This is a genomic window from Streptomyces sp. NPDC001617 (assembly GCF_053596855.1).
Genome location: NZ_JBSFHA010000047.1, coordinates 1 through 21,209, shown reverse-complemented (window position 1 = coordinate 21,209; position 21,209 = coordinate 1). Strand labels below are relative to the sequence as shown.

Sequence of the window (21,209 nt, the reverse complement as noted above, 5' to 3'; positions counted from 1 at the left end):
CAGTCCTGAGCAGCCTCGAACAGGAGAACAGCAGCCGTATGCGGAAGATACTCGTCGTCGGAGCCGGTCAGTCCGGGCTCCAGCTCGCCCTCGGACTCCAGTCGCACGGGTACGAGGTCACCCTGATGTCGAACCGGACGGCGGACGAGATCCGCTCCGGCCGGGTCATGTCGACGCAGTGCATGTTCCACACCGCACTGCAGCACGAGCGCGATCTCCAGCTGAACTTCTGGGAGTCCCAGGCCCCGAAGATCGAAGGACTCGGCGTCTCGGTCGCGGCCCCCGGATCGTGGGGCGAGGGTCCGGCCGCCCGGGCCATCGACTGGGTGGGCACACTCGACGGGTACGCGCAGTCGGTCGACCAGCGGGTGAAGATGGCCGGCTGGATGGAGACCTTCGCCCAGCGCGGCGGGCAGCTGGTCATCCACGGCGCGGCGGTCTCCGACCTCGACTACTTCTCCCGTACGTACGACCTGGTGCTGGTCTCGGCGGGCAAGGGCGAGCTGGTGTCCATGTTCGGCCGGGACGCGTCGCGTTCCCCGTACACCGAGCCGCAGCGGGCGCTGGCCGTCTCGTACGTCCACGGTCTCGGCCCGCGTGCGGAGCACCCGGAGTTCGAGGCGGTGCGGTGCAACCTGGTGCCGGGCGTCGGCGAGCTGTTCGTCATGCCGACGCTCACCACCTCCGGCCGCGCGGACATCCTCTTCTGGGAGGGCATACCCGGCGGCCCGCTCGACGTCTTCAACGGCGTCAAGGACCCGGCGGAGCACCTCTCCCTGACCCTGGAACTCATGGAGAAGTTCACGCCCTGGGAGTACGCGCGGGCCACGAAGGTCGAACTGACCGATGCGGGCGGGGTGTTGGCCGGGCGCTACGCGCCGACCGTGCGCAATCCGATCGGGCGGCTGCCCGGCGGGGGGCTGGTGCTGGGCGTCGCGGATGTGGTGGTCGCCAACGACCCGATCACCGGGCAGGGCTCCAACTCCGCCTCCAAGTGCGCCGCTTCGTATCTCGCCTCGATTCTCGAGAACGGCGAGAAGGAGTTCGACGAGGTCTGGATGCGGGCCACGTTCGAGCGGTACTGGGAGACGGCTCAGCACGTCACCAAGTGGACCAACGCGATGCTGTCCCCGCCGCCGGAGCACATCCTGAACCTGATCGGTGCGGCCGGCCAGCTGCAGCCGGTGGCGGATCGGTTCGCCAACGGCTTCGACAATCCGGCCGACTTCGAGAACTTCTTCTATGAGCCGGAGAAGACAGACGCCTATCTGGCCTCGGTGGCGGCGGGGGCCTGAGCACCGTCTGGACGTACCGCTCCGAGGATCGGGTAGGAGGCAATCGCCGACACTCCGACCTTCTCGCCCGTCCTCGGGGCCTGGATCACCTTTCCGTCACCCAGGTACATCGCCACATGCGTCGCCTCGGGGAAGTAGACCACCAGGTCGCCGGGGCGCAGTTGCTTCAGGGGGATTCTGGGGAGTCGCGCCCACTGTTCCTGGCTGGTGCGGGGGATCGGGGTACCGGCCTGCCCCCAGGCCCGGGACGTCAGCCCCGAGCAGTCGTACGACGTCGGGCCCTCGGCTCCCCATTCGTACGGCTTTCCGAGCTGCTGCACGGCGTACCGTACGGCTCGGTCGCCCTGGCGGGACGGCTCGTGGTCGTCGCCGAGGGCGCCGGACGTGATGAGCTGCTGCTGTGCCCCGTCGGTTCTGGTCTTCTCCAACTCGGCCAGCGCGGAGAGCTGTTCGGGGGTGAGGGAGACGAGGAGCCGCTCCACGTCCTTGAGCCGCTGCTGTACGTCGTCGCGGTCCTTCTTCCGGCGTGCGGCGAGGGAGAGCTGACCGTCGAGAGCCTTGCGGGCCTCACGGGCCAGTTCGCCGGCCTTCTTCTCGGTGCCGGTGAGGCGGCCGACCGTCTCGGCGCGGTCGCGGGCGAGTTGGCCGATGACGTGGCTCTCGTCCAGGGCCTGTTGGGGGTTTCTGGCCAGGAGGATGCGGACGTACGGGGAGATGTCCGTGCTGTTCTGGTACTGCTGCCGGGCCAGTCGGCCGGCCGCGACTCGGCTGTCGTCGAGGGAGAGGCGGGTGCGGGCGAGTTCGTGGTCCAGGCGGTCGACCTGTGCGCGCTGCCGCTTCAGCTTCTCCTCGGTGGCGTTGTAGGTCTCGGTGGCCTGTTCGGCTTCGTGGTAGAGCTTCTGAAGGTCTGTCAGCAGCTGGGGAACGGTGCGGTCGCCGGGGGGCGGGGTGGGGGCGGCTGCGGCGGGGAGCGGCGCGAGGGCCGTGCCGGCCGCCAGTGCCGTCGTACACACCAGACGAAGGAGCCTTCCTGACATGTCGTCACCTCCGGTACGGGCAGTCCCTCTGCTCCGCACCGTGAGCTTCAGACGGGCGCGGCGGCTTCGCGCGCTGGGTGTGCGCGGTTCGGCGCAACCCCGTCACTCGGTCGTGTCGTCCGGCTTGCTGTCCGGCGTGGCGTGTGGCGTGGCGGGTGGAGGGGCGTCTGCGGCCGGTTTGGTGTCCCGTTTGGACCAGGGCCATGTGAGTCGGCCCGTGTCCTTGTTGTCCGGGTCGTACTCGTACTTCCAGCCCTGGGGGATGCCGAGGCGCTTGCTGTGGCCTCGGGGGGTGCGACGGTAGATCAGGACGGTGGGGGTGCCGCCGGACGGGTCCGGGACCGGGATGCGGTAGATCTTGGGCGGGTGGCCGGTGGGGCCGAGGAGGACGGGTAGCACGCGGCCGTCCATCGGGCCGCCCTCGAAGGGGGTGTTTTCGCTCTTCACGGGACCAGTGTCAGACATCCTCGGCGAGGGCCTGGACCAGTGCGGCGGTCTGGGGGTCCCTGGTCGCGGTGACCGAGAGCACGGCCGCGAACTGGTCGACGAGCCAGTCGCGGAGTTCGTCGAGGGGTGGTTGCTTGTCCTCGTCGAGCCAGATCAGGGACGCCGCTTCGACTGCGGTGATCCACATCCGTACGGTCATGCGGAGGCGTAGGCCCGGGTCCGTGACCTCGAGGTGGCTGAGGATGTGCTCGGCCGCGGCTCGGCGTACGCCGTCGACGATGGCGGTCGTGCGGGACGTCTCGACCACGCTGCCGCCCTGGAGGAGGGCGCTGAAGCCGGCGTCGTGCTGGTCGACGAAGGCGAGGTAGCGGTCGAGGGCGCGGGCGAGGCGGGGGAGGCGGGGGCCCTCGCGGGGTTCGTCGAAGCAGTGCTGGAGTTCTTCGGCGGCGGAGCGGAGGGCGGCCTCGTAGAGCTGTTGCTTGCCGCCCGGGAAGTAGCGGTAGACGAGGGGGCGGGAGACTCCGGCCGCTTCTGCCACGTCGTCGAGGGAGACGTCCTCGGGGGCGCGCTGTGCGAAGAGTTTCAGGGCGGCGTCGAGGAGTTGGATGCGGCGTTCCTCGACGCTGAGGCGGCGGTAGGCGGGGGTTGCGGCCGGGGTCATGTAGCGCAGCGTATCCGTCCCGGTGGGTGGGCCGTCATTCGTCTGCGGGCGGGTGGGGGCTGGTCGCGCAGTTCCCCGCGCCCCTGGATGCCTGCGGCGCAGCTGCGGCTTCGGTGGGGGTGTGCGTAGCGCCTACGGGTGGTGGGTGGGTCGGGGCCGGGGCGGGGGGTGTCCGTCCTCGGTCGGGCGGCGCTGTCTATCAAGAGGTCACCCGGTGACGGACGCCCGCCGCTGCGGGCGGACACCCCCCGCCCCGACCCCTTCCCGCCGCGCGCGACTAACGGCCACATGCCAACGCCGACTACCTGCACGCCCCCAAGGGGCGCGGGGAACTGCGCGACCGGCCACGACGGCGCCGCACTGTGATCCACGGGCGACGGACGGCCCATCCCGGCGCAGGCCCCCTGCACGCCCCCAAGGGGCGCGGGGAACTGCGCGACCGGCCACGACGGCGCCGCACTGTGATCCGCGGGCGACCGACGGCCCATCCCGGCGCAGGCTTCCTGCACGCCTTCAGGGGGCGCGGGGAACTGTGCGACCAGCCACGACGGTGCCGCGCTGTGATTCGAGGGCCGGACGGCTCAGCGCGACGCAGGCCCGCTGCACGCTCCCAAGGGGCGCGGGGAACTGCGCGACCAGCCGCCACGCACCCGCACCCCCTACGACCCCCCGCCGCACCCCCTACCGCGTCACGCCAGCAGTCCCGAGGACTTCCACAGCCGCCGCCCAACCCCTCGCAGCACCCCGATGTCGTCCAGGAAGTCCGTCAGCCGCTTCGCGCCCGTCTGCATCACCTCGCGGCGATGCCCACTGGCCTGCACCTGGGCCATGGCCTCCCGCTTGTCCAGGCCTACGTTCGTGTAGACCTCGGGGTTCACGAAGGCGACGGAGAACACGCGGGCGAACTCGCCGGAGGTCACGCGGGTGAACTCCTGGGACCACCTCGGGGCCGTCACCATCTGGCGCCGTAGCTCTTCACGGGCGTAGCGGACGTGGCGGGCCTCCTCGACGACGTGGATGCGGGTGACTCCGCGGATCAGGGGCTGGACCCGCTCGTCAGGGAAGGTCAGCCGCTGCATCCAGTCGAGGACCTCCTCGCCGAGCAGGGTGGCCGTGAAGGACCCCGGTGTGGTCGAGATGGTCTTGAAGAGGCGGCCGAGGTTCTGGTGGACGCGGGCCACCGGGTACCAGGGAGTGTCCCCGTGGGAGATCAGGCGGGCGAACATCTTCGAGTGGCGGCACTCGTCCTCGATCTCGGTGAGGGCGTAGCGCACATGGGCGCTCGTGGCGGCCTTGTCGTAGATGTGGCGGACCAGCAGTTGCATCAGGATGAGCTCGAACCAGATGCCGAGGGAGGCGAGGGCGGCCGCCTCGTGCTGGGAGAGCAGGATGCGCTGCTCCTCGCCCATGCGCTTCCAGAGCGGGGTGTCGTAGAGGGACACCAGCTCCGGGGGCCAGAACCACTTGCCGTCCTCGAAGGGGGCGCTCCAGTCCAGCTCCTGGTCCGGGTCGAAGGAGTGCTTGGCGGAGGAGGCGAGGAGGCGTTCGGCCACCTGTTCGCGGTCCTTGAGGAGGCCGAGCGCGTCGCGCAGGCCGTCGAGCGCGTCGGCTTCTGTCAGACTCGTCATGGTCTTATGAGACTGCCTGTCAGCAAGCTCGTCAATCCCTCGTGCGCTACTTGTTGACCCCGCGTCTACCACGTGTGAGCCTGCGGAACATGTCGACTTACGACCTGTATGCCAAGGATCCCGGGGACTCTCCCTGGCAGGTGCCGGCGACCGGCTCGGCCCGTTTCAGCTGGGAGTACGACGACGGGCGCGACCGTCTGCTCGCCCTGTACCAGAAGGGGAAGGACAAGCAGTGGGACGGGCAGCGGCGGATCGAGTGGGAGCTGGAGGTCGATCCGTGTGATCCGTTGGGGACGCCGGACGAGTCGATGTCCCTCTACGGCACCAGGCACTGGGCCAAGATGACGGAGAAGGACAAGGGGGAGCTGCGGCGGCACTACGCCTCCTGGCAGTTCAGTCAGTTCCTGCACGGCGAGCAGGGCGCGATGGTGTGTGCGGCTCGGATCGTGGAGTCGGTGCCGGATCTGGACGCCAAGTTCTACTCGGCGACCCAGACCATGGACGAGGCGCGGCACGCGGAGATCTACGGCCGTTTCCTGCACGAGAAGATCGGGATGCTCTACCCGATCAACGACAACCTCCAGTCCCTGCTGGGCGACACCCTCCGCGACAGCCGTTGGGACATGCCCTACCTCGGCATGCAGGTCCTGATCGAGGGTCTGGCGCTGGCCGCGTTCGGCATGATCCGCGACACGACGGACAAGCCCCTCCCCAAGCAGATCCTCGCCTATGTGATGCAGGACGAGGCCCGGCACGTGGCCTTCGGTCGGATGGCGCTGCGCGACTACTACAGGCAGCTCACCGACGCCGAACTGCGCGAGCGCGAGGAATTCGTCATCGAGGGCTGTTACTTGATGCGTGATCGCCTGCGGGGCGTCGAGGTGCTGGAGAACTTCGGGATCCCGAAGGGGGAGGCCGAGGAGTACAGCGAGCGTTCCGAATTCCTCGCCTTGTTCCGGCAGTTGCTGTTCTCGCGCATCGTGCCGTGTGTCAAGGACATCGGGTTGTGGGGGAAGCGGCTGCAGCAGGCGTATGTCGACATGGGTGTGTTCGAGATGGGGAACTCGAATCTGGATCTGCTGATGGCTCAGGACGAGGCCATTGCCGAGCAGTTGGACGCCGAACGGTTCGCGGTGGAGGAACGGGAGCGGGTCGCCGAGGTGGACGGGGTCATCGAGGCGGGGATGACCGAGGGGTGACGGTCACACGCATGGAGTAACGTGCTGACGTGTCCACGCCTCAGGGCCCGTACGGGCCGCAGAACCCCTACGGCCGGCAGCCCGCGCAGGGTCCCTATGCCGGTGGTCCGTACGGTCAGCAGCCCCCCGCGCCGCAGCAGCCGCCCTACCCGCAGCAACAGCAGCAGGCGTACGGGGGGTGGGGTGCGCCCCCGATGCCCCCGCCGCCGCGGAAGAGCCGGACCGGGCTGGTGATCGGCATCGTGGGTGGGGTGGCCGCCCTGGTCGTGGCGGTCGTCGCGGGGCTGGCGATGCTCGGGTCCAAGGTCGAGAGCAACTTTCCCGACGCCAAGTTCGAGCTGACCCTGCCCCAGAAGCTGCTCGACGGCCGTTACGAGCTCACCGAGGACCTCTCCGACACCGAGGGCAAGAAGGTCGAGGACGGCATGAAGGGTGCCTGGGCCGCCAAGGTCACCGAGGCCAAGGTCGCCCAGTACGGCCTGGGCGGCGACGACACCAAGGGCGTTCTGATCATCTCGGGTGTCTACGGTCGCTTCCAGAACCTCCGGGACGGCCGCGAGAGCATGCTGAAAGGCGTCACCGAGACCGACGGCCTGACCGTGGCCGTCCCCGCGCAGGACTTCCGCCCGAGCGGTTCGGACACCACGATCACCTGCGAGGTGGTCACCCAGAAGGCGTCCGCCGTCACCGTGACCTACCCGGTCTGCGCCTGGGCCGACGGCAACACGGCGGCCGTGGTCGCGAAGATGTCCGCGAGTGATGTCTCCAAGGACGCGTCGGACGTCGACATGGAGGCGGCGGCGAAGGTGACGCTCCAGGTGCGCTCGGAGACGCGGAAGGCGATCGGATAGCCAACCGGGGGTGGGGCCCCGTCAAGGGCGCGGTCGTTGATCACTCCGGGGAAGGGTGGGCCGGCGGTTCGCCCCGCTAGACCGAGCAGCCCAGATCATCCGGAACCTTCAGCGAGACAGGTTCCGCCGCTCCTGGTGCGAAGGACGTCCGCAGCGTGAAGGCGTACGGGGTCGGGCCGTTCGTGCGCAGGTGGAGGAGGCGGGACTCCGCCTCCGCGACCGTGGGGCGGTGGCCGGCCGGGACCCACCACAGGGTTGTCATGGCCTCCTGGACGCGTTCGAACCACTCGCGGCGGCGGGCGAGCATCTCTCGGTGGCGGCCCTGGTACATGTACGCCGTGAGGGCGTTCGTGTCCCGCCACACCGACATGTTGATGATCAACCATTCGTCGCCGAAGACGGAGACCTCCGTAGCGTCGCCGGAGTCGTCCTGCAGCCGCCAGACGAAACCGTCCGCGGCGTCCGCGTCGGCGTTCACGGGGTCGAGGCCGTCGACGAAGTCCTTCAACTGCGGTGAGTCCAGCGGGGCCTTGAGGCGGGCGATGTTCACCTGGGCGAGTTCGTATGCGGCAGAAGTCATGTACCGAACGTTAGGTCGGCGGCGTTGGAGAGCGGTACCCCCGTCTCAGTAAGTGGCCGCCCCGTCTAAGAGTTGAGCACCGCCTCCATCACCGCCCGCGCGATCGGCGCCGCCACCCCGCCCCCGGTGATGTCCCCCCGGTCCGCCGACGCGTCCTCCACCACCACGGCCACCGCGACCTTCGGCTCCAGGTCCCGCTCCCCCTGCGCCCACGACACGAACCAGGCGTACGGCGTCCCGGAGTTGCCGATGCCGTGCTGGGCCGTGCCGGTCTTGCCGCCCACCACGGCGCCGGGGATGGCGGCGTTCGCGCCGGTCCCCTCCGTGACCACGTCCTCCATGAGTTCCTTCATCCGGACCGCCGTCGCCGGGGCCATCGCCTGGCGGACGGGGCGTGAGCCCGGGGTCCGTACCGGGTCGCCGTCGCTCGTTGTCGTGCGTTCGACCAGGTACGGCTCCCGGACCTGGCCGCCGTTCGCCACCGCCGCCGCGACCATCGCCATCTGGAGGGGGGTCGCCCGGGTGTTGTACTGGCCGATGGAGGAGAGGGCGAGTTGTGCCTTGTCGACCGTTGTGTCGAAGGTGCTCGGCGCCACCGAGAACGGGATGCGCAGGTGTGTGTCGTTGAAGCCGAAGCCCTCCGCCGTCGCCGCCATGTCCGTCTTTCCGACGTCCACCCCGAGCTTCGCGAACACCGTGTTGCACGACCACTCGAAGGCGGCCCGCAGCGGAGCGTCCTCGCAGCCGTCGCCCTCGTTCGTGAGGGTCGTCCGCGTGCCGGGGAGGGTGTACGGGTCCGGGGAGTTCGTCGCCTCGTCGACGTCCGTCACCACACCCGCGTCCAACGCGGCCGCCATGGTGACCACCTTGAAGGTCGAGCCCGGCGGATACGTCTGCCGTACCGCCCGGTTCAGCATCGGCTTGTCCGGGTCGGTGTTCAGGCGGGTCCAGGAGCGTTCGGTGGCCGCGGAGTTGCCCGACAGCACGGCTGGGTCGTACGAGGGTGTCGAGACGAGTGCCAGGACCTTGCCCGTCGACGGCTCCACGGCCGCCACCGCGCCCTTCCGGCCGCCCAGCCCCTCGTAAGCCGCCTGCTGTGCCTCCCCGTTGAGGGTCGTGACGACCTTGCCGCCCCGGCTCTGGGCCCTGGTGAGGTCGTTCCACAGCGGGAACGGCGTGAGCATCGGGTCGGTGCCGGAGAGGAGGTCGTCCTCGGTGTGTTCGAGGAGCGTGGTGCCGTAGACCTGAGAGGCGAAGCCGGTGACAGGGGCGTACAACCGGCCGTTGGTGTACGTCCGTTCGTAGCGGAGCTGTTCGCCGGTGTCCCGGGAGCCGGTGACGGGCAGGCCGTCGACCAGGATGTCGCCGCGCCGCTGGTCGTAACGGGCGATCGTGGTGCGGCGGTTGGCCGGGTTGTCGTCGTAGGACTGGGCGCGGAAGACCTGGACTCGGGACGCGTTGACCAGGAGGGCGAGGAGGAGCAGGGTGCAGAAGGCTGCCGCGTGGCGGATGTAGCGCGTCATGGGGCCGCCTCGCCGTCGTACTGGCTGCGGGCCGAGTCGCTCACCCGGATCAGGAGCGCCACGATCGCCCAGTTGGTGACGACCGACGAGCCGCCCTGCGCGAGGAAGGGCATCGCCATGCCGGTGAGGGGGATCAGGCCGGTCACTCCGCCCGCGATCACGAACACCTGGAGCGCCACGATCGAGGCGAGGCCGACGGCCAGGAGGCGGCCGAAGGGGTCGCGCAGGGCCAGGCCGGCGCGGTAGCCGCGCTCCACCAGGAGACCGTAGAGGAGGAAGATCGCGGAGAGGCCGGACAGGCCCAGTTCCTCGCCCGCCGTGGCCAGGATGAAGTCCGACTTCGTGGCGAAGCCGATGAGGATCGAGTGGCCGAGGCCCAGGCCCGCGCCGAGGATGCCTCCGGCCGCGAAGGCGAAGAGGGACTGGGCGAGTTGGTTGGGACCCCGGCCCGCCTCGATCGACGCGAAGGGGTGCAGCCAGTCCTCCACCCTGGTGTGGACGTGCGGTTCCAGCCCGCCGACGGCCGCGGCGCCGAGACACGCCAGGAGGAGGCCGAGCGCGATCCAGCCGGTGAGGCCCGTGGCGACGTAGAGCATCACGACGAACAGGCCGAAGAAGAGGAGCGAGGTGCCGAGGTCGCGTTCCAGGACCAGGACGCCGACGCTCAGCACCCAGATGGTGACGAGGGGGCCCAGGACCCGGCCCGTCGGCAGCTGCATGCGCCAGATGCGGCGGCCCGCGTACGCGAGCGCGCTCCGGTTGGCGGCCAGGTACGCGGCGAAGAAGACCGCCAGCAGCACCTTCGCGAACTCGCCCGGCTGGATGGAGAACCCGGCGATCCGGATCCAGATGCGGGCGCCGTTGACCGCCGGGAAGAAGATCGGGAGGAGCAGGAGTACCAGGGCGGCTGCCACGCAGACGTAGGCGTAGCGCTGGAGGACGCGGTGGTCGCGGAGCAGGAGGACGACCACGGTGAACAGGGTCACGCCCAGCGTGGACCAGACGAGTTGGGTGGGGGCAGCGCGGTCGCCGGGGGTCTCCAGGTCGAGGCGGTAGATCAGGACCAGGCCGAGGCCGTTGAGCAGGACGCCGATCGGCAGCAGCAGGGGGTCGGCGTACGGGGCCCGCAGGCGCACCGCGATGTGCGCGAGGAGCGCGAGCACGCCGAGCCCGGCGCCGTAACCGGCGGCGCCGGGCGGGACGGTGCCGTACTTGGCGAGGCCGACAGCGCAGTAGCCGTACACGGAGAGCAGGACGGCGAGGACGATGAGGGCCAGTTCGATGCCACGGCGCCGGGGGAGGCGTACCGCGGGAGCGGGGGGATCCGCCGTGGCCACGGTTGTTCCGGCGTTGGTCATGTCCGGAACTTACCCAAATAGTGTGTCTTGTGACCTCAGGGTCTCAGCACCAGCGTGGCGCAGGCCCGATGTTGTCGATGTAGCGTGCGGCGCCCCAGGCCCAGGTGCCGTCCGTGAGGAGGTACCAGAGGTTGTTGCCCTGGACGTTCTGGCCGGCGGTCTTGCAGAAGATCGAGACGTGCTCGCCCCGGTGGGCGACCCGGATGACCTGGCTGCCGCGGTTGGGTGCACTGCGCAGAAGGAGCTCCCTCGCGGTCACCACGCCTCGGTAGAGCCGGGTGTTGTTGTGCTCGCCGTGCTCCCCGTTCCCCTGCTGGTTCGAGCTGCTGCTCGGCCGGCCGGTGCTCTGGCCGCCGCTGTTGTTGGGTCGGCCGGTGCTCTGGCCGCCGCTGTTGTTGGGTCGGCCGGTGTTTTGGGTGCTGCTGTTGTTGGGTCGGCCGGTGTTTTGGGTGCTGCTGTTGTTGGGTCGGCCGGTGTTTTGGGTGCTGCTGTTGTTGGGGCGGCCGGTGTTTTGGGTGCTGCTGTTGTTGGGGCGGCCGGTGTTTTGGGTGCTGCTGTTGTTGGGGCGGCCGGTGTTTTGGGTGCTGCTGCTCGGCCGGCCGGTGCTCTGGCCGCCACCGTCGCTCGGGCGGCCGGTGCTCTGGTTGCCGCCGCCGCCACCGTCGCTCGGGCGGCCCGTGCTCTGGTTGCCGCCGCCGCCACCGTCGCTCGGGCGGCCCGTGCTCTGGTTGCCGCTGCCGTCGCCCCAGTCGTTGTCGGCGAGTGCGGGGGTGGCGACGACGGACGCGAGAAGCGCCCCGGTGGCCATGGTTATGGAGAGACGGGTGAGGGTGCGGCGAGGGGAACGCAGGGACATGGAGAAACCTCCGAAAATGGGGCGAACCTGACTATTCGCCACATTAGGAGGGGTGAGTGGGGGGCGCCCGTCACATTGCGCCATCGGGGACGGGCGGCCCCTGCTGAGGCAGTGTCAGGGTGGCCACGGCTCCGCCGTCCAGCGCGTTCGCGAACTCCAGCCGCGCCCCGAGCACCTCCGCCTGCCCCACCGCGATGGTCAGCCCAAGACCGTGCCCCTTGGCCCCGCCCTCCGTCCGGAACCGCTGCGGCCCGTGTTCGACGAGATAGTCCGGATATCCGTCCCCGTGATCCCGCACGGTCACCACGGGTCCGTCCACCGTCAGCGACACCGGCCCCCGCCCGTGCTTGTGCGCGTTGGCCACGAGATTGCCGAGCACCCGCTCCAGCCGTCGCCGGTCCGTCTCCACCCGCACATCCCGTGCGACGATCACCTCGGTGCCGGTCCCCGACCCCCGTATCACCCGTGAGGCCAGCGCCCCCAGCTCCTCGGTGTCCAGGTCGAGCTTCTCCCGCCCGGTGTCCAGCCGGGAGATCTCCAGCAGGTCCTCGGTCAGTATCCGCAGCGCCGCCACCCGGTCCCGCACCAGCTCCGTCGGCCGTCCCGCGGGCAACAGCTCGGCCGCCGCGTGCAACCCGGTGAGCGGCGTACGCAGCTCGTGCGCGACGTCCGCCGTGAACCGCTGCTCGCTCAGCAGCTTGCCCTGCAGCGAGGCCGCCATGGAGTCCAGCGCGGCGGCGACCGCGGCCACCTCGTCCTGCGGTCGCGAGCGGTCCTTCGTACGGGGGTCGTCGACCCGCGCGTCCAGGTCCCCGGCGCTGATCCGCCGCGCCACCGTCGCCGTCGCCCGCAGCCGTCGTGTCACCCGGGTCACCGCCAACGCCCCCACCAGCAGCGTCGCCCCGATCGCGAGGCCCGAGGACCACACGATCGAACGGTCGAGCGCGGCGATCGTACGGGACTGCTGCGAGTAGTCGACCTCGACGGCCAGCGCCCGGTTCCGGTCGGCGGGACCGGCCGCCCACATCGTGGGATGTCCGCGGTGCTCGGAGACCATCGTGCCCCGGTCCCCGTCCACGGCCAGCTCGCGCAGTGCCGTCGGCAGCCCCGGCGGGTCGACTCCCGCGCCCGGCAGCAGGCTGTCCCCGGCCTCGTATGCCTTCGTCGCGTCCGAGAGACGGGAGAGGGCGAGGTCGCGGGCCTGGCCGACGGTCTGGTTGGTCACCGAGACATGCACCAGCACGCCGAGCATCGCGGCCAGCGCACAGCACATCACCGTGATGAACACGGCGGCCTTCACGGCGAGCGTGCCGGCCCACTGGGGGAGCCCGGGCCGTCTCATGAGGTCGCCGAGGGGGACGGGTGGTGGGAGTGTTTCCGGGTCCGGCCGAGGCGCAGCATCTCGTCGTGGGTGAGCAGCATGACCAGCTGTTGCGGGTCCCAGGTCCACTGGAAGCGGTACTCGTAGTCCGCGAGGTCGGACGGGGCGTGGATGATCACCGAGTGGCCGGCCAGCTCGACCCCGCTCACGGCGTCGTTGTTGGACATCACCTGGACCACCCGGCCGCCCTCGACGGTGTAGACGCGGACGGCCGTCTGGTTGCCGGGCAGGAGACGGAAGCCCAGGGCCAGGTCGGGTTTTCCGTCGCCGGTGAGGTCGCGGTAGTAGGCCTTGAGGAGGGGGCAGCGGCTGTCCGCGGGCCTTTTGCCGCAGTACGTCATCCGGCGGGCCGTCTCGCGGTACTGCGCCTTCGAGCCGTCGTAGTCGTCCGGGTGCTGGGCGATCTCCCGCCGGACGATCGCCGCCGGGCTCACCTTGCGGATGTCATCGCCCGGCGCGGTGAGGTGCATGGCCTCGGACTCGCCGTTGTCGTAGTCCCAGGCCGGGCTGGAGGCCGGCTTCAGGTTCGGCCACAGCTTCGCCGGGCTGGTCGCGGTCGGCGTCGACCCCGCGCCCCGCAGATCACCGGCGTCGCCGCAGCCGACCGCGGTCGCCGCCAGAAGGACGACGGCGACCGCGGTGCGGAAGAGGTGCGGGCGGGGCACGGGACTCCAGTGGCTGAGAACGATCGATGGGCCCAGTACACCCTAAGGCGCCGGAGAAACGATTACCTGGCTACTCCGCCAGCTCCTCCAGCAGGCGGGCCGTCGGCAGGCCGGTCCGCAGATAGTCGACGAACAGGTCGTTGTGCAGCGCCCACGGCGAGCGCCGGGCCCTGATCAGCCGTATGGCCTCCTCCGTCGTGTGCCCGCGCCGCACCAGAGCGTGGGCGACCACCAGCCCCGAGCGGTTGTACCCGCTGTAACAGCGGACGAGGACCTTGCGGCCCTCGTCCAGTGCGTCGCTCGCGGCCTGCGCGAGGCGGATGACCCCCGCGAGCTGGGTCCCGTCCAGCGGCCCGTCCGGAATGGGCCACACATGGTGCTCCACACCCGGATCCGGACCGTGCCCGGGCAGTCGTAGCAGGGTCTGTACGAGATCGAACTCATCCCGCACCACGGCGAACTCCGGTTGCCCCGAACGGCCACGGAACTCGTGCCCGCCCATCCACAGACCAGGCACGATCTCGTTCCACGGGGTGTCCGGAGCCGGTACGTCGGGTTGCTTTCTGCGGGTACGCAAACACGCCTCCCCAACTCCCCTCCAACAGGGGCCCAACTCCTCTCAAAGGTAACCGGGTTCTTGCCGATGGAGCACCCCGCCTGTTCCCATGGTCGAGGGGTGATGGCGCATGAACGGACTGCGTGTCGTACCGACCTTCAGGCAGGGTCAGGAACGGTTGTACGTCAGCCGGCCCGACGGCCGGAACATCGCCTGGTACGACCGTGAGGCGGCCAGGATCAACCTGCTGAGCGAGGAGGAGCGGGAGGACGTCCTGCGGACCCTGGGGCCCTTCCTCACCGGCCCGGTGACGGTCGGCCCGCCGCCGGTGCCGACCCCGGCCGAACTGGCCCGGCTCTCCCTCCACCCGGACGACGACCTGGCGCCCAACCGGCCCGCCGAGGCCCTGATCGTCTCCCTGGACCGCGATCCCGGCCCCCCGCACCGGCTGCGCCCGGACCCTCGGCGCAGGGCGCTGGCGGCGGAGCAGGCGGTCGGCGAGGCCCTGGACCGCCTGGACGGCGCGGGCTGGCACGCCCTGCACTCGATCCCGCTGCCGGGCGGCGACCGCATCCACCACCTGGCGATCGGGCCGGGTGGCCTCTTCGCCGTGCACACGCTCTACGCCCGCAAACAGCGGGTGACGGTCGCGGACCCGATGGTCACGCTGGGCCGCCGTGACCCGCAGCGGCTGCTGCGCCGCGTACGGGCCGACGCCGACCGGGCCTCGTACGCCCTCACGGCGGAGGTCCACCCGGTGCTGGCCGTGTACGCCCCGACGGAGGTGGCGGTCACCGCCCCGCTCCGCGAGGTCCGCGTCCTGAAGGACACGGAGGTGGCGGGCCTGTCCCGCACCGGGGGCGTACTGAAGCCTGCCGATGTGGAGGCGCTGCACGCGATGGCGCGGGACAGGGGGACGTGGACCCGGGTGTGACTACCTGACCGGTTTCACCCGACCGGCCGGAAGTAGTGGTCGACCGCGAAGTCACCGAGCCGGGTGCCGACGCGGTTGCCGACGATGTCACTGGTCCGGAAGTGGATGCCCTCCCAGACCCGGGCGTTGATCACGTCCTGGTTGAAGTCGCGTGCGGTGGTGTACGTACGCGTGGTGCCCGTGACGGCCGACGAGATACGGAGATCGATGTTCCCGCCGGTCAGACGGGACAGGACCGCCGTCGCGGCGCCTCTACTCCTCCGCCCTGCCGTCGGGGATCTTGGCGAGGGAAGCGGTGTAGGCGGAGTCGATGCGGGCCTGGGAGGCGGGGAAGTACGTCAGCAGCACGCGGTGGGCGGCGGCAGCGGCGGCCGCTTCCGGCGAGGCGTGGCGCGGCCCGCGCACATGCCACTTGTACTCGGCGTACCGCCCCTCGATCCCGACCACGGCGTCATAGACCGCGGCGTCCACGAAGCCGTACCAGAGGGTCTGCTCGGCAGGGGGCCGCTTGGCGTCGGTGTTGACGACGGCGACGGCGGTCTCGCTCCAGTCGGTGATGACACCGGCGCCCGGGGTCGCGGGGTGTGCGGCGGTCGTCGAGCCGGCGGCGGCCCAGGGGAGGGCGCCGAGGGCGAGGACCGTCAGACCGACGAGGAGCGTGCGGCGGACGGTGCGGGAACGGGGTGGTGCCAAGGGGCCATACAGGTCCTTGGCGACGATTCTCATGGGGTGGCCCCCTTGGACGGATTGGTTGCGGCCAGGGTGGACCCGGAGGCTGGGCGGACTGGGGAATTCCGCGGAATGGTCAGCGGGCTGAACGAAATGCGGCCGCTTTCAGGGTTCCCGGGCCTTCAGGTCTGCGGTGCTTCGGGTCTGCGGTGCTTCGGGTCTGCGGTGCTTCGGGTCTGCGGTGCTTCGGGTCTGCGGTGCTTCAGGTCTGCGGTGCTTCGGGTCTGCGGGGCCTCAGGGCAGTGATCCGGCACCGTCGGCGTCGAGCAGCGGGGCCAGCAGATCGCCGTAGTCCTGTACGCGGGGGGCGATGTCCGGCGCCCGGAAGCCGAGCCGGCCGGGTGTCCCGCACTCCTCGACCTCGCTCCAGGTGACGGGTGCGGAGACGGTGGGCTCGGGCCGGGCGCGCAGGGTGTAGGGGGTGGCGGTGGTCTTGCGGGCGGCGTTCTGACTCCAGTCGACGAAGACCTTGCCGGGCCGCAGGCTCCGGGTCATCCGATGCAGCACGAGCCGCGGCATGGCCCGCTCGGCTTCCACGGCGAGCTGTTTGGCGTAGTCGCTGACCTGGTCGGAGGGGGTGGGTCGGATCGCGGCCAGCAGATGCAGCCCCTTGGAGCCGGAGGTCTTGGCGAAGGCGACGATCCCGTCGTCGGCGAGCCGCTCCCGCAGCCAGAGCGCGACCTCGCAGCACTCCACGATGGTGGCGGGTGCTCCCGGATCGAGATCGAAGACGATCCGATCCGCGACGCCGGGCTCCTGGACGACCCACTGATGGGTGTGGAACTCGGTGACGAGATTGGCGGCCCACATCAGGGACGCCAGATCCTGCACGAGCACCATCCGCGCGGGCCCCTCCGACCGGGGCACCTCGGCGGTGGTGACCCAGTCGGGCGTACCGGGAGGAACGTTCTTGGTGAAGAACACCTGTCCGTGCGGCCCGTCGGGATACCGCAGGAAGGAAACGGGCCGATCCCGCAGATGGGGCAGGATCACGTCGGCGTTGGTGGCGTAGTAGTGCAGCACCTCGCCCTTGGTGAAGCCGGTCTCCGGATACAGCACCTTCTCCAGGTTGCTGAGGGCGAGCCGTCTCCCCTCCACCTCTGTGATGGGCGTCATACGATGAGAATCTCACGTGAATCGGTTTGTACTGGCCGAAAATGACCGAAAGGGTGCTGCAGGTGCGATCCATATGGAACGGGGCCATCTCCTTCGGCCTGGTCAGCATCCCGATCAAGCTGGTCAACGCCACCGAGAGCCACTCGATCTCCTTCCGCCAGATCCACACGGAGGACGGCGGCCGCATCCGCTACCGCAAGTTCTGCGACCTGGAGGACAAGGAGGTCACGTCGTCCGAGATCGGCAAGGGCTACGAGGACGCCGACGGCACGATCATCCCGATCACGGACGAGGACCTGTCCCACCTCCCGCTCCCGACGGCGAAGACGATCGAGATCGTCGCCTTCGTCCCATCGGAACGGATCGACCCGCTCCAGATGGACGCGGCGTACTACTTGGCGGCGGGGGGCGCGCCGGCGGCCAAGCCGTACACGCTGTTGCGCGAGGCGTTGAAGCGCAGCAACAAAGTGGCGATAGCGAAGTTCGCCCTGCGGGGGAAGGAACGGCTCGGGATGCTGCGGGTGGTGGACGACGCCATCGCCATGCACGGCCTCCTCTGGCCGGACGAGGTACGAGCACCTGAGGGGCTGGCCCCCGACACCAAGGTCACGGTCAACGACAAGGAACTCGACCTCGCCGACGCCCTGATGGACACCCTGGGCGAGATCGACCTCGACGAACTCCACGACGAGTACCGCGAGGCCCTGGAGGAGGTCGTCGCAGCCAAGGCGGCGGGCGAGGCCCCACCCGAGACCCCGGAACCGGCCAGGGGCGGCAAGGTCCTCGACCTGATGGCGGCACTGGAGAAGAGCGTGAAGGCGGCGAAGGAGTCGCGGGGGGAGCCGGAGGAGGCGGAGGTCAGACGCCTTCCGGCCCGGAAGTCGGCACGGGCTGCGCCGAAGCGGGCGACGGGGAAGAAGTCGACGTCGACGACGAAGAAGACGGCGGCGGCCAAGAAGGCCACGACGTCCGCGAAGACGACGGCGTCCGCGAAGAAGTCGGCGGCCAAGAGCACGACGAAGAAGACGGCGGCGAAGAAGACGACGGCACGCAAGCGATCGGCTTGAGCCGAGCGACACAGCACAGGGCTCGGGGACGCCCGGTTGGTTGAAGTAGTCCCGGTGGAAGCGGCCGTTGAGCACGCGGCCCATGGCGGCGAGCGGTGCAGGGTACCGGCCCGGCGCGCCAACTCCGTTGGTTTCGCCACAAGATGTCGGGATTGGCCCGCATCGATGGGACTCTCTCCCCAACGCGTCGTGAACGGGGGTCGCGCGGATTGCTCGGTGTGAGGGGGAAGGCATGAGGGTGCGCCGAGGTGCTGTGGTCGGGAGCGGGACCGCTTCGGCGGTTGCCCTGCTGGTGGCCGTCTGTTTCGGAGCCGCCGCGTGCGGTACGTCGGGTGCTCCGCCCGGGGGCGGAATCCCGAACCGTGCTTCGGGACCGGGGGTGACAGCACCCGGGGCGACCGATCCCGATCCCGGTGACGGCGCGAGCGCCGCCGAGCAGGGTGGCGGGGGAGGCGGATCCGGTGCCGGGGGGAACCCGGAGACTGCGACCGGGGCGAGCGGCGACGGCGGTGGTGCGGAGGACGGCGACCTGGGAATTCCGTCCGAGGCGCCACCGCCGAAGGACAGCGGACCGGGGGCTACGCCCGGTGCAGGCGTCAGCGGCAGCCCGCCGGCCACATCGGCACCGCCGTCGTGCGGCCCGACACCGACGGCCGGTGACCTCTGTTCGTCCCCTCCGACCGCGCCGGACAGCATTCCGGTGCCGGGGGAGAGCTGATGCGATGGGGTACGCCGCACAACGAGGTCCGGCAGATCCCGCTGCCTCACCGGGCCCGAGTCCGAGCCGCAACGCTGCCCCGAACCCGAACCCGAGTCCGCCGCGCCCGCGGCGACGCGTCGTGCGTCAAGGGCCCGCCCCACGACGGGCCCGCCGTCTCCGGCAGCGACGCCTTCTCCGCGCGCCTGCGCCGCCACGCCCCGACGGCAGCCATCTGGATCTCCTCAACTCGGCAGTAGGAGCAACGTCGTTCGTCGGCGGGCTGATGCTCTATGCCGGCTACATCTACACCAACGCCTACTTCGGCTACTTCCACCTGGACAGCTTCGCCGTGGGCTTCAGTCCCTTCGAGCTGGTGATGCGCAGCCTGCGTCTCGCCACTCTGCCCATGCTCGAAGCCATGGCTCTGGCGCTGCTGATCCCGGCTGTTCCGCAGCTGCTGAGCGCCCTTCGCGTGCCCCGGCGCCACATCCGCCGGATGCGTGAGCTCGTGACGGCGGTCGCGCGGGGGCATCCGGGGTTCGTCGCCGCAGGGGTCGTCCTGATGTTGCTGTGGCGCTGGATCCAGCCCGTCAGCTGGGTGGCGCCCCTCCTGGTGGCTGCCGGACTGCTCCTCGGCCAGAGCCGGCTCGGTGATCCCCCGGGCCGACGGCCCGGGGCGCCTTGGCGACGTGCCGTGTCCCTCCTGGTGGCGGGGCTCTTCCTGGTCTGGATGGTGGCCCTGGTGGCCGGCCGGCTCGGCCGCGAGGACGCGCGTCACGACGCGGATCAGGTCGTGCGCCGTGTGGCCGTCGTCGTACTGAGCACCCAGCCCCTGAGCTTCGCGCCGCCGGGGCCGCATGTGGAGGACCTCGGGCGCGGTGCGCACTACCGGTACCGGTACAGCAGACTGCGACTGCTGATCGAGCGTGATCACCGCTACTACCTGCTGCGGCAGAAGTGGAGGAAGTGGACGGACCCCGTGTACGTCATCGAGGACGACGACTCCGTCCGGATCGAACTCGGACCCGGCACTCAGCCCCGCGAGGTGAGTGAGTAGCGATCGCGTTCCGGTCGAGGCCACCCGTGGTCCCGCAACCGCCCGACCTCGTACCCCCGTTCCTCGCAGGTGTCGAGGATGTGGGGGAGGGCGTCCAGGGCGGAGCGCCAGGCGCCCGGGGCGGAGGTGCAGTCGGAGTCGTGGAGCAGGATGGTGCCGCCGCCGTCCAGGCCGGACGTGACCGTGCGGTGGACCGACTCGGGGGTGGCTCGGGCGGTCCAGTCCTCGCCCCAGGACGTCCAGAGCACCGGGGTGAGTCCGAGGCGGCGGGCGGCCAGGTGGGCGGCGGTCGACATGACGCCGTACGGGGGCCGGAAGAGCGTGGGCCGGTGTCCTGTGATGTCGGCGACCGTGTCGCGGGCGCGGGCGAAGTCGTCGTACGTGGCGCGCGGTCCGCGCAGCAGCAGCGGGCGGTGCAGCCAGCCGTGGACGCCGATCTCGTGCCCCGCCGCGGCGATCTCGCGCACCAGACCCGGTGAACGGTGCGCTTCACGGCCCAGCAGGAAGAAGGTCGCCCGGACCCGACGCCCGGCCAGGAGGCGCAGGAAGTGCGGGGTCGACAGCGGGTCGGGCCCGTCGTCGAAGGTGAGCGCGACGTGGTCCGGGCGGCCCCGGCCCGAGAGACGGGGCATGGCGCGGTTGCGCAGGGGACCGAAGGTGGAGACGACGGGTGCGGCGTGGGCGGCGACGAGGGCGGGCACGGCGGCCAGGGCGGCTGTGCGGAGCAGACGGGCGGCGGTCATGACTGGTGGCCTTCGGGGTGGGGCCCGTGCCGGCGGGTGGTGGAGCAGGAGCACGGGTGGTGGGCTTCCGGGTGGAGCGTGCTGCCCGGGTGTGGAGCCTGGTCCGGGTGGGATCCGTGTCGGCGGGCGCCGGTCACGAGTGGCGGTTTTCCGGGCGGGGCGTGTGGCCCGGAAGGGGCGTGCCGTTCGGATGGGGAGAGGAGTCCCGGCCGGGTCCGTCCAGGTCGAGGCGTCGCCCAATGGCGTGGATCATGTCCGGCCCGTCGTACGCCGTCGCGATCCCCGTGCCCACCGCGCAGGCCCAGACCCCGCATGCCGCGACGGTGGTGGCGATGAGCCGGCCTGCGGTGGGCCGTCGCCGTCGCACGGCGAGTCGGCGAGAGCGCGACGGCAGCCCCTTGCGGCGGACCCACGCCGCCTCTGTGACGGGTTCGCTGTCGGGCCGGCGGTGGGGGAGTGGTGGCGGCTCTGTGTGGTGGACCCGCGTTGCGTCTGTGACGGGTTCGCTGTCGGGTCGGGGGTGGGGGAGTGGTGGCGGCTCTGTGTGGTGGACCCGCGTTGCGTCTGTGACGGGTTCGCTGTCGGGTCGGCGGTGGGGGAGTGGTGGCGGCTCTGTGTGGTGGACCCGCGTTGCGTCTGTGACGGCTTCGCTGTCGGGCTGGCGGTGGGGGAGTGGTGGCGGCTCTGTGTGGTGGACCCGCGTTGCGTCTGTGACGGGTTCGCTGTCGGGTCGGGGCGCCGGAGGGGTTGATGTTCCCGCTCGCGGCGACGCCGATGCCGCCGGAGACGGCCGCGGCGAGGTCGGTGATGATGTCGCCGAACAGGT

The 21,209-nt window shown here is 70.5% G+C and carries 19 protein-coding genes and 1 pseudogene; 6 read left to right on the top strand and 14 right to left on the bottom strand.

The genetic code is table 11. The features are described 5' to 3' along the window. Positions 1-38 precede the first annotated feature (38 nt). Positions 39-1,295: a styrene monooxygenase/indole monooxygenase family protein gene (locus tag ACWC09_RS30430; protein WP_450854113.1), complete on the top strand. Its 1,257-nt coding sequence runs from the start codon at positions 39-41 to the stop codon at positions 1,293-1,295. On the opposite strand, the gene ACWC09_RS30425 is transcribed toward ACWC09_RS30430, so the two are convergent. The 4 genes from ACWC09_RS30425 to ACWC09_RS30410 form a co-directional block, all read right to left on the bottom strand. Further along, on the bottom strand, positions 1,265-2,332 hold the full coding sequence (locus tag ACWC09_RS30425; RefSeq protein WP_450854112.1) for an NlpC/P60 family protein: 1,068 nt from the start codon (positions 2,330-2,332) through the stop codon (positions 1,265-1,267). The two genes, ACWC09_RS30430 and ACWC09_RS30425, sit on opposite strands and share 31 nt — an antisense overlap. A 102-nt stretch (positions 2,333-2,434) precedes the next feature. Then, a complete protein-coding gene (locus ACWC09_RS30420; RefSeq protein WP_450854111.1) occupies positions 2,435-2,779 on the bottom strand; it encodes a hypothetical protein in 345 nt (114 codons plus the stop codon). A gap of 10 nt (positions 2,780-2,789) precedes the next feature. Beyond that, positions 2,790-3,440 (bottom strand): TetR/AcrR family transcriptional regulator, encoded by a 651-nt coding sequence (locus ACWC09_RS30415; RefSeq protein ID WP_450854110.1) that lies wholly within the window; start codon positions 3,438-3,440, stop codon positions 2,790-2,792. 689 nt (positions 3,441-4,129) lie between these two features. After that, a complete protein-coding gene (locus tag ACWC09_RS30410) occupies positions 4,130-5,068 on the bottom strand; it encodes an AurF N-oxygenase family protein (RefSeq protein WP_450854109.1) in 939 nt (312 codons plus the stop codon). An 89-nt stretch (positions 5,069-5,157) separates the two neighbouring features. Here ACWC09_RS30410 and ACWC09_RS30405 point away from each other — a divergent pair, with 89 nt between their 5' ends. Both ACWC09_RS30405 and ACWC09_RS30400 read left to right on the top strand, forming a co-directional pair. Continuing rightward, positions 5,158-6,267, top strand: a complete 1,110-nt coding sequence (locus tag ACWC09_RS30405) for a ferritin-like domain-containing protein (RefSeq protein ID WP_450854108.1) — start codon at positions 5,158-5,160, stop codon at positions 6,265-6,267. Between the two features lie 29 nt (positions 6,268-6,296). Further along, a complete protein-coding gene (locus ACWC09_RS30400; RefSeq protein WP_450854107.1) occupies positions 6,297-7,118 on the top strand; it encodes a hypothetical protein in 822 nt (273 codons plus the stop codon). Between the two features lie 76 nt (positions 7,119-7,194). Here ACWC09_RS30400 and ACWC09_RS30395 read toward each other — a convergent pair whose 3' ends face one another. The 7 genes and pseudogenes from ACWC09_RS30395 to ACWC09_RS30365 form a co-directional block, all read right to left on the bottom strand. Further along, complete coding sequence (locus tag ACWC09_RS30395) at positions 7,195-7,698, bottom strand: DUF3291 domain-containing protein (protein ID WP_450854106.1); 504 nt, start codon at positions 7,696-7,698, stop codon at positions 7,195-7,197. Positions 7,699-7,763: 65 nt separating this feature from the next. Further along, positions 7,764-9,221 carry a penicillin-binding transpeptidase domain-containing protein gene (locus ACWC09_RS30390; protein WP_450854105.1) on the bottom strand — a complete coding sequence of 486 codons (1,458 nt, stop codon included), beginning with the start codon at positions 9,219-9,221 and terminating at the stop codon, positions 7,764-7,766. Further along, positions 9,218-10,579 (bottom strand): FtsW/RodA/SpoVE family cell cycle protein, encoded by a 1,362-nt coding sequence (locus ACWC09_RS30385; protein WP_450854104.1) that lies wholly within the window; start codon positions 10,577-10,579, stop codon positions 9,218-9,220. The genes ACWC09_RS30390 and ACWC09_RS30385 overlap by 4 nt, the downstream gene beginning before the upstream one ends. Before the next feature lie 43 nt (positions 10,580-10,622). Then, positions 10,623-10,886, bottom strand: a pseudogene (locus tag ACWC09_RS30380) (SH3 domain-containing protein); the annotation flags it as partial. 619 nt (positions 10,887-11,505) lie between these two features. After that, positions 11,506-12,777: an ATP-binding protein gene (locus ACWC09_RS30375; protein WP_450854103.1), complete on the bottom strand. Its 1,272-nt coding sequence runs from the start codon at positions 12,775-12,777 to the stop codon at positions 11,506-11,508. Continuing rightward, positions 12,774-13,481 carry a hypothetical protein gene (locus tag ACWC09_RS30370; RefSeq protein WP_450854102.1) on the bottom strand — a complete coding sequence of 236 codons (708 nt, stop codon included), beginning with the start codon at positions 13,479-13,481 and terminating at the stop codon, positions 12,774-12,776. The genes ACWC09_RS30375 and ACWC09_RS30370 overlap by 4 nt, the downstream gene beginning before the upstream one ends. A gap of 70 nt (positions 13,482-13,551) precedes the next feature. Continuing rightward, positions 13,552-14,058 (bottom strand): protein-tyrosine phosphatase family protein, encoded by a 507-nt coding sequence (locus ACWC09_RS30365; protein ID WP_450854101.1) that lies wholly within the window; start codon positions 14,056-14,058, stop codon positions 13,552-13,554. A gap of 109 nt (positions 14,059-14,167) precedes the next feature. On the opposite strand from ACWC09_RS30365, the gene ACWC09_RS30360 reads away from it, so the two are divergent. Continuing rightward, entirely contained in the window at positions 14,168-14,971 is an 804-nt protein-coding gene (locus ACWC09_RS30360; RefSeq protein WP_450854100.1) for a nuclease-related domain-containing protein, read from the top strand. Positions 14,972-15,223: 252 nt separating this feature from the next. Here the strand turns inward: ACWC09_RS30360 and ACWC09_RS30355 are convergent, their stop codons facing one another. Together ACWC09_RS30355 and ligD are read right to left on the bottom strand one after the other, a co-directional pair. Beyond that, the gene (locus tag ACWC09_RS30355; protein ID WP_450854099.1) at positions 15,224-15,697 is read right to left on the bottom strand and encodes a hypothetical protein; all 474 of its coding nucleotides are present in this window, start codon (positions 15,695-15,697) and stop codon (positions 15,224-15,226) included. A 237-nt stretch (positions 15,698-15,934) separates the two neighbouring features. Next, positions 15,935-16,816, bottom strand: coding sequence for a non-homologous end-joining DNA ligase (gene ligD / locus ACWC09_RS30350; RefSeq protein ID WP_450854098.1), 882 nt, complete (start codon positions 16,814-16,816; stop codon positions 15,935-15,937). Positions 16,817-16,878: 62 nt separating this feature from the next. Between ligD and ku the strand changes: the two genes are divergently transcribed. After that, a complete protein-coding gene (ku, locus tag ACWC09_RS30345) occupies positions 16,879-17,883 on the top strand; it encodes a non-homologous end joining protein Ku (protein WP_450854097.1) in 1,005 nt (334 codons plus the stop codon). Between the two features lie 983 nt (positions 17,884-18,866). Continuing rightward, a complete protein-coding gene (locus ACWC09_RS30340; protein ID WP_450854096.1) occupies positions 18,867-19,640 on the top strand; it encodes a hypothetical protein in 774 nt (257 codons plus the stop codon). On the opposite strand, the gene ACWC09_RS30335 is transcribed toward ACWC09_RS30340, so the two are convergent. Next, entirely contained in the window at positions 19,616-20,383 is a 768-nt protein-coding gene (locus ACWC09_RS30335; RefSeq protein ID WP_450854095.1) for a polysaccharide deacetylase family protein, read from the bottom strand. The two genes, ACWC09_RS30340 and ACWC09_RS30335, sit on opposite strands and share 25 nt — an antisense overlap. Positions 20,384-21,209 lie beyond the last annotated feature (826 nt).

Excerpts from the sequence above, each read along its gene's own strand:
- ACWC09_RS30430 (WP_450854113.1), top strand. The coding sequence starts at position 39 with ATGCGGAAGATACTCGTCGTCGGAGCCGGTCAGTCCGGGCTCCAGCTC.
- ACWC09_RS30425 (WP_450854112.1), bottom strand. The coding sequence starts at position 2,332 with ATGTCAGGAAGGCTCCTTCGTCTGGTGTGTACGACGGCACTGGCGGCC.
- ACWC09_RS30415 (WP_450854110.1), bottom strand. The coding sequence starts at position 3,440 with ATGACCCCGGCCGCAACCCCCGCCTACCGCCGCCTCAGCGTCGAGGAA.
- ACWC09_RS30410 (WP_450854109.1), bottom strand. The coding sequence starts at position 5,068 with ATGACGAGTCTGACAGAAGCCGACGCGCTCGACGGCCTGCGCGACGCG.
- ACWC09_RS30405 (WP_450854108.1), top strand. The coding sequence starts at position 5,158 with ATGTCGACTTACGACCTGTATGCCAAGGATCCCGGGGACTCTCCCTGG.
- ACWC09_RS30395 (WP_450854106.1), bottom strand. The coding sequence starts at position 7,698 with ATGACTTCTGCCGCATACGAACTCGCCCAGGTGAACATCGCCCGCCTC.
- ACWC09_RS30390 (WP_450854105.1), bottom strand. The coding sequence starts at position 9,221 with ATGACGCGCTACATCCGCCACGCGGCAGCCTTCTGCACCCTGCTCCTC.
- ACWC09_RS30385 (WP_450854104.1), bottom strand. The coding sequence starts at position 10,579 with ATGACCAACGCCGGAACAACCGTGGCCACGGCGGATCCCCCCGCTCCC.
- ACWC09_RS30375 (WP_450854103.1), bottom strand. The coding sequence starts at position 12,777 with ATGAGACGGCCCGGGCTCCCCCAGTGGGCCGGCACGCTCGCCGTGAAG.
- ACWC09_RS30360 (WP_450854100.1), top strand. The coding sequence starts at position 14,168 with ATGAACGGACTGCGTGTCGTACCGACCTTCAGGCAGGGTCAGGAACGG.
- ACWC09_RS30355 (WP_450854099.1), bottom strand. The coding sequence starts at position 15,697 with ATGAGAATCGTCGCCAAGGACCTGTATGGCCCCTTGGCACCACCCCGT.
- ligD (WP_450854098.1), bottom strand. The coding sequence starts at position 16,816 with ATGACGCCCATCACAGAGGTGGAGGGGAGACGGCTCGCCCTCAGCAAC.
- ACWC09_RS30340 (WP_450854096.1), top strand. The coding sequence starts at position 18,867 with ATGCTCTATGCCGGCTACATCTACACCAACGCCTACTTCGGCTACTTC.
- ACWC09_RS30335 (WP_450854095.1), bottom strand. The coding sequence starts at position 20,383 with ATGACCGCCGCCCGTCTGCTCCGCACAGCCGCCCTGGCCGCCGTGCCC.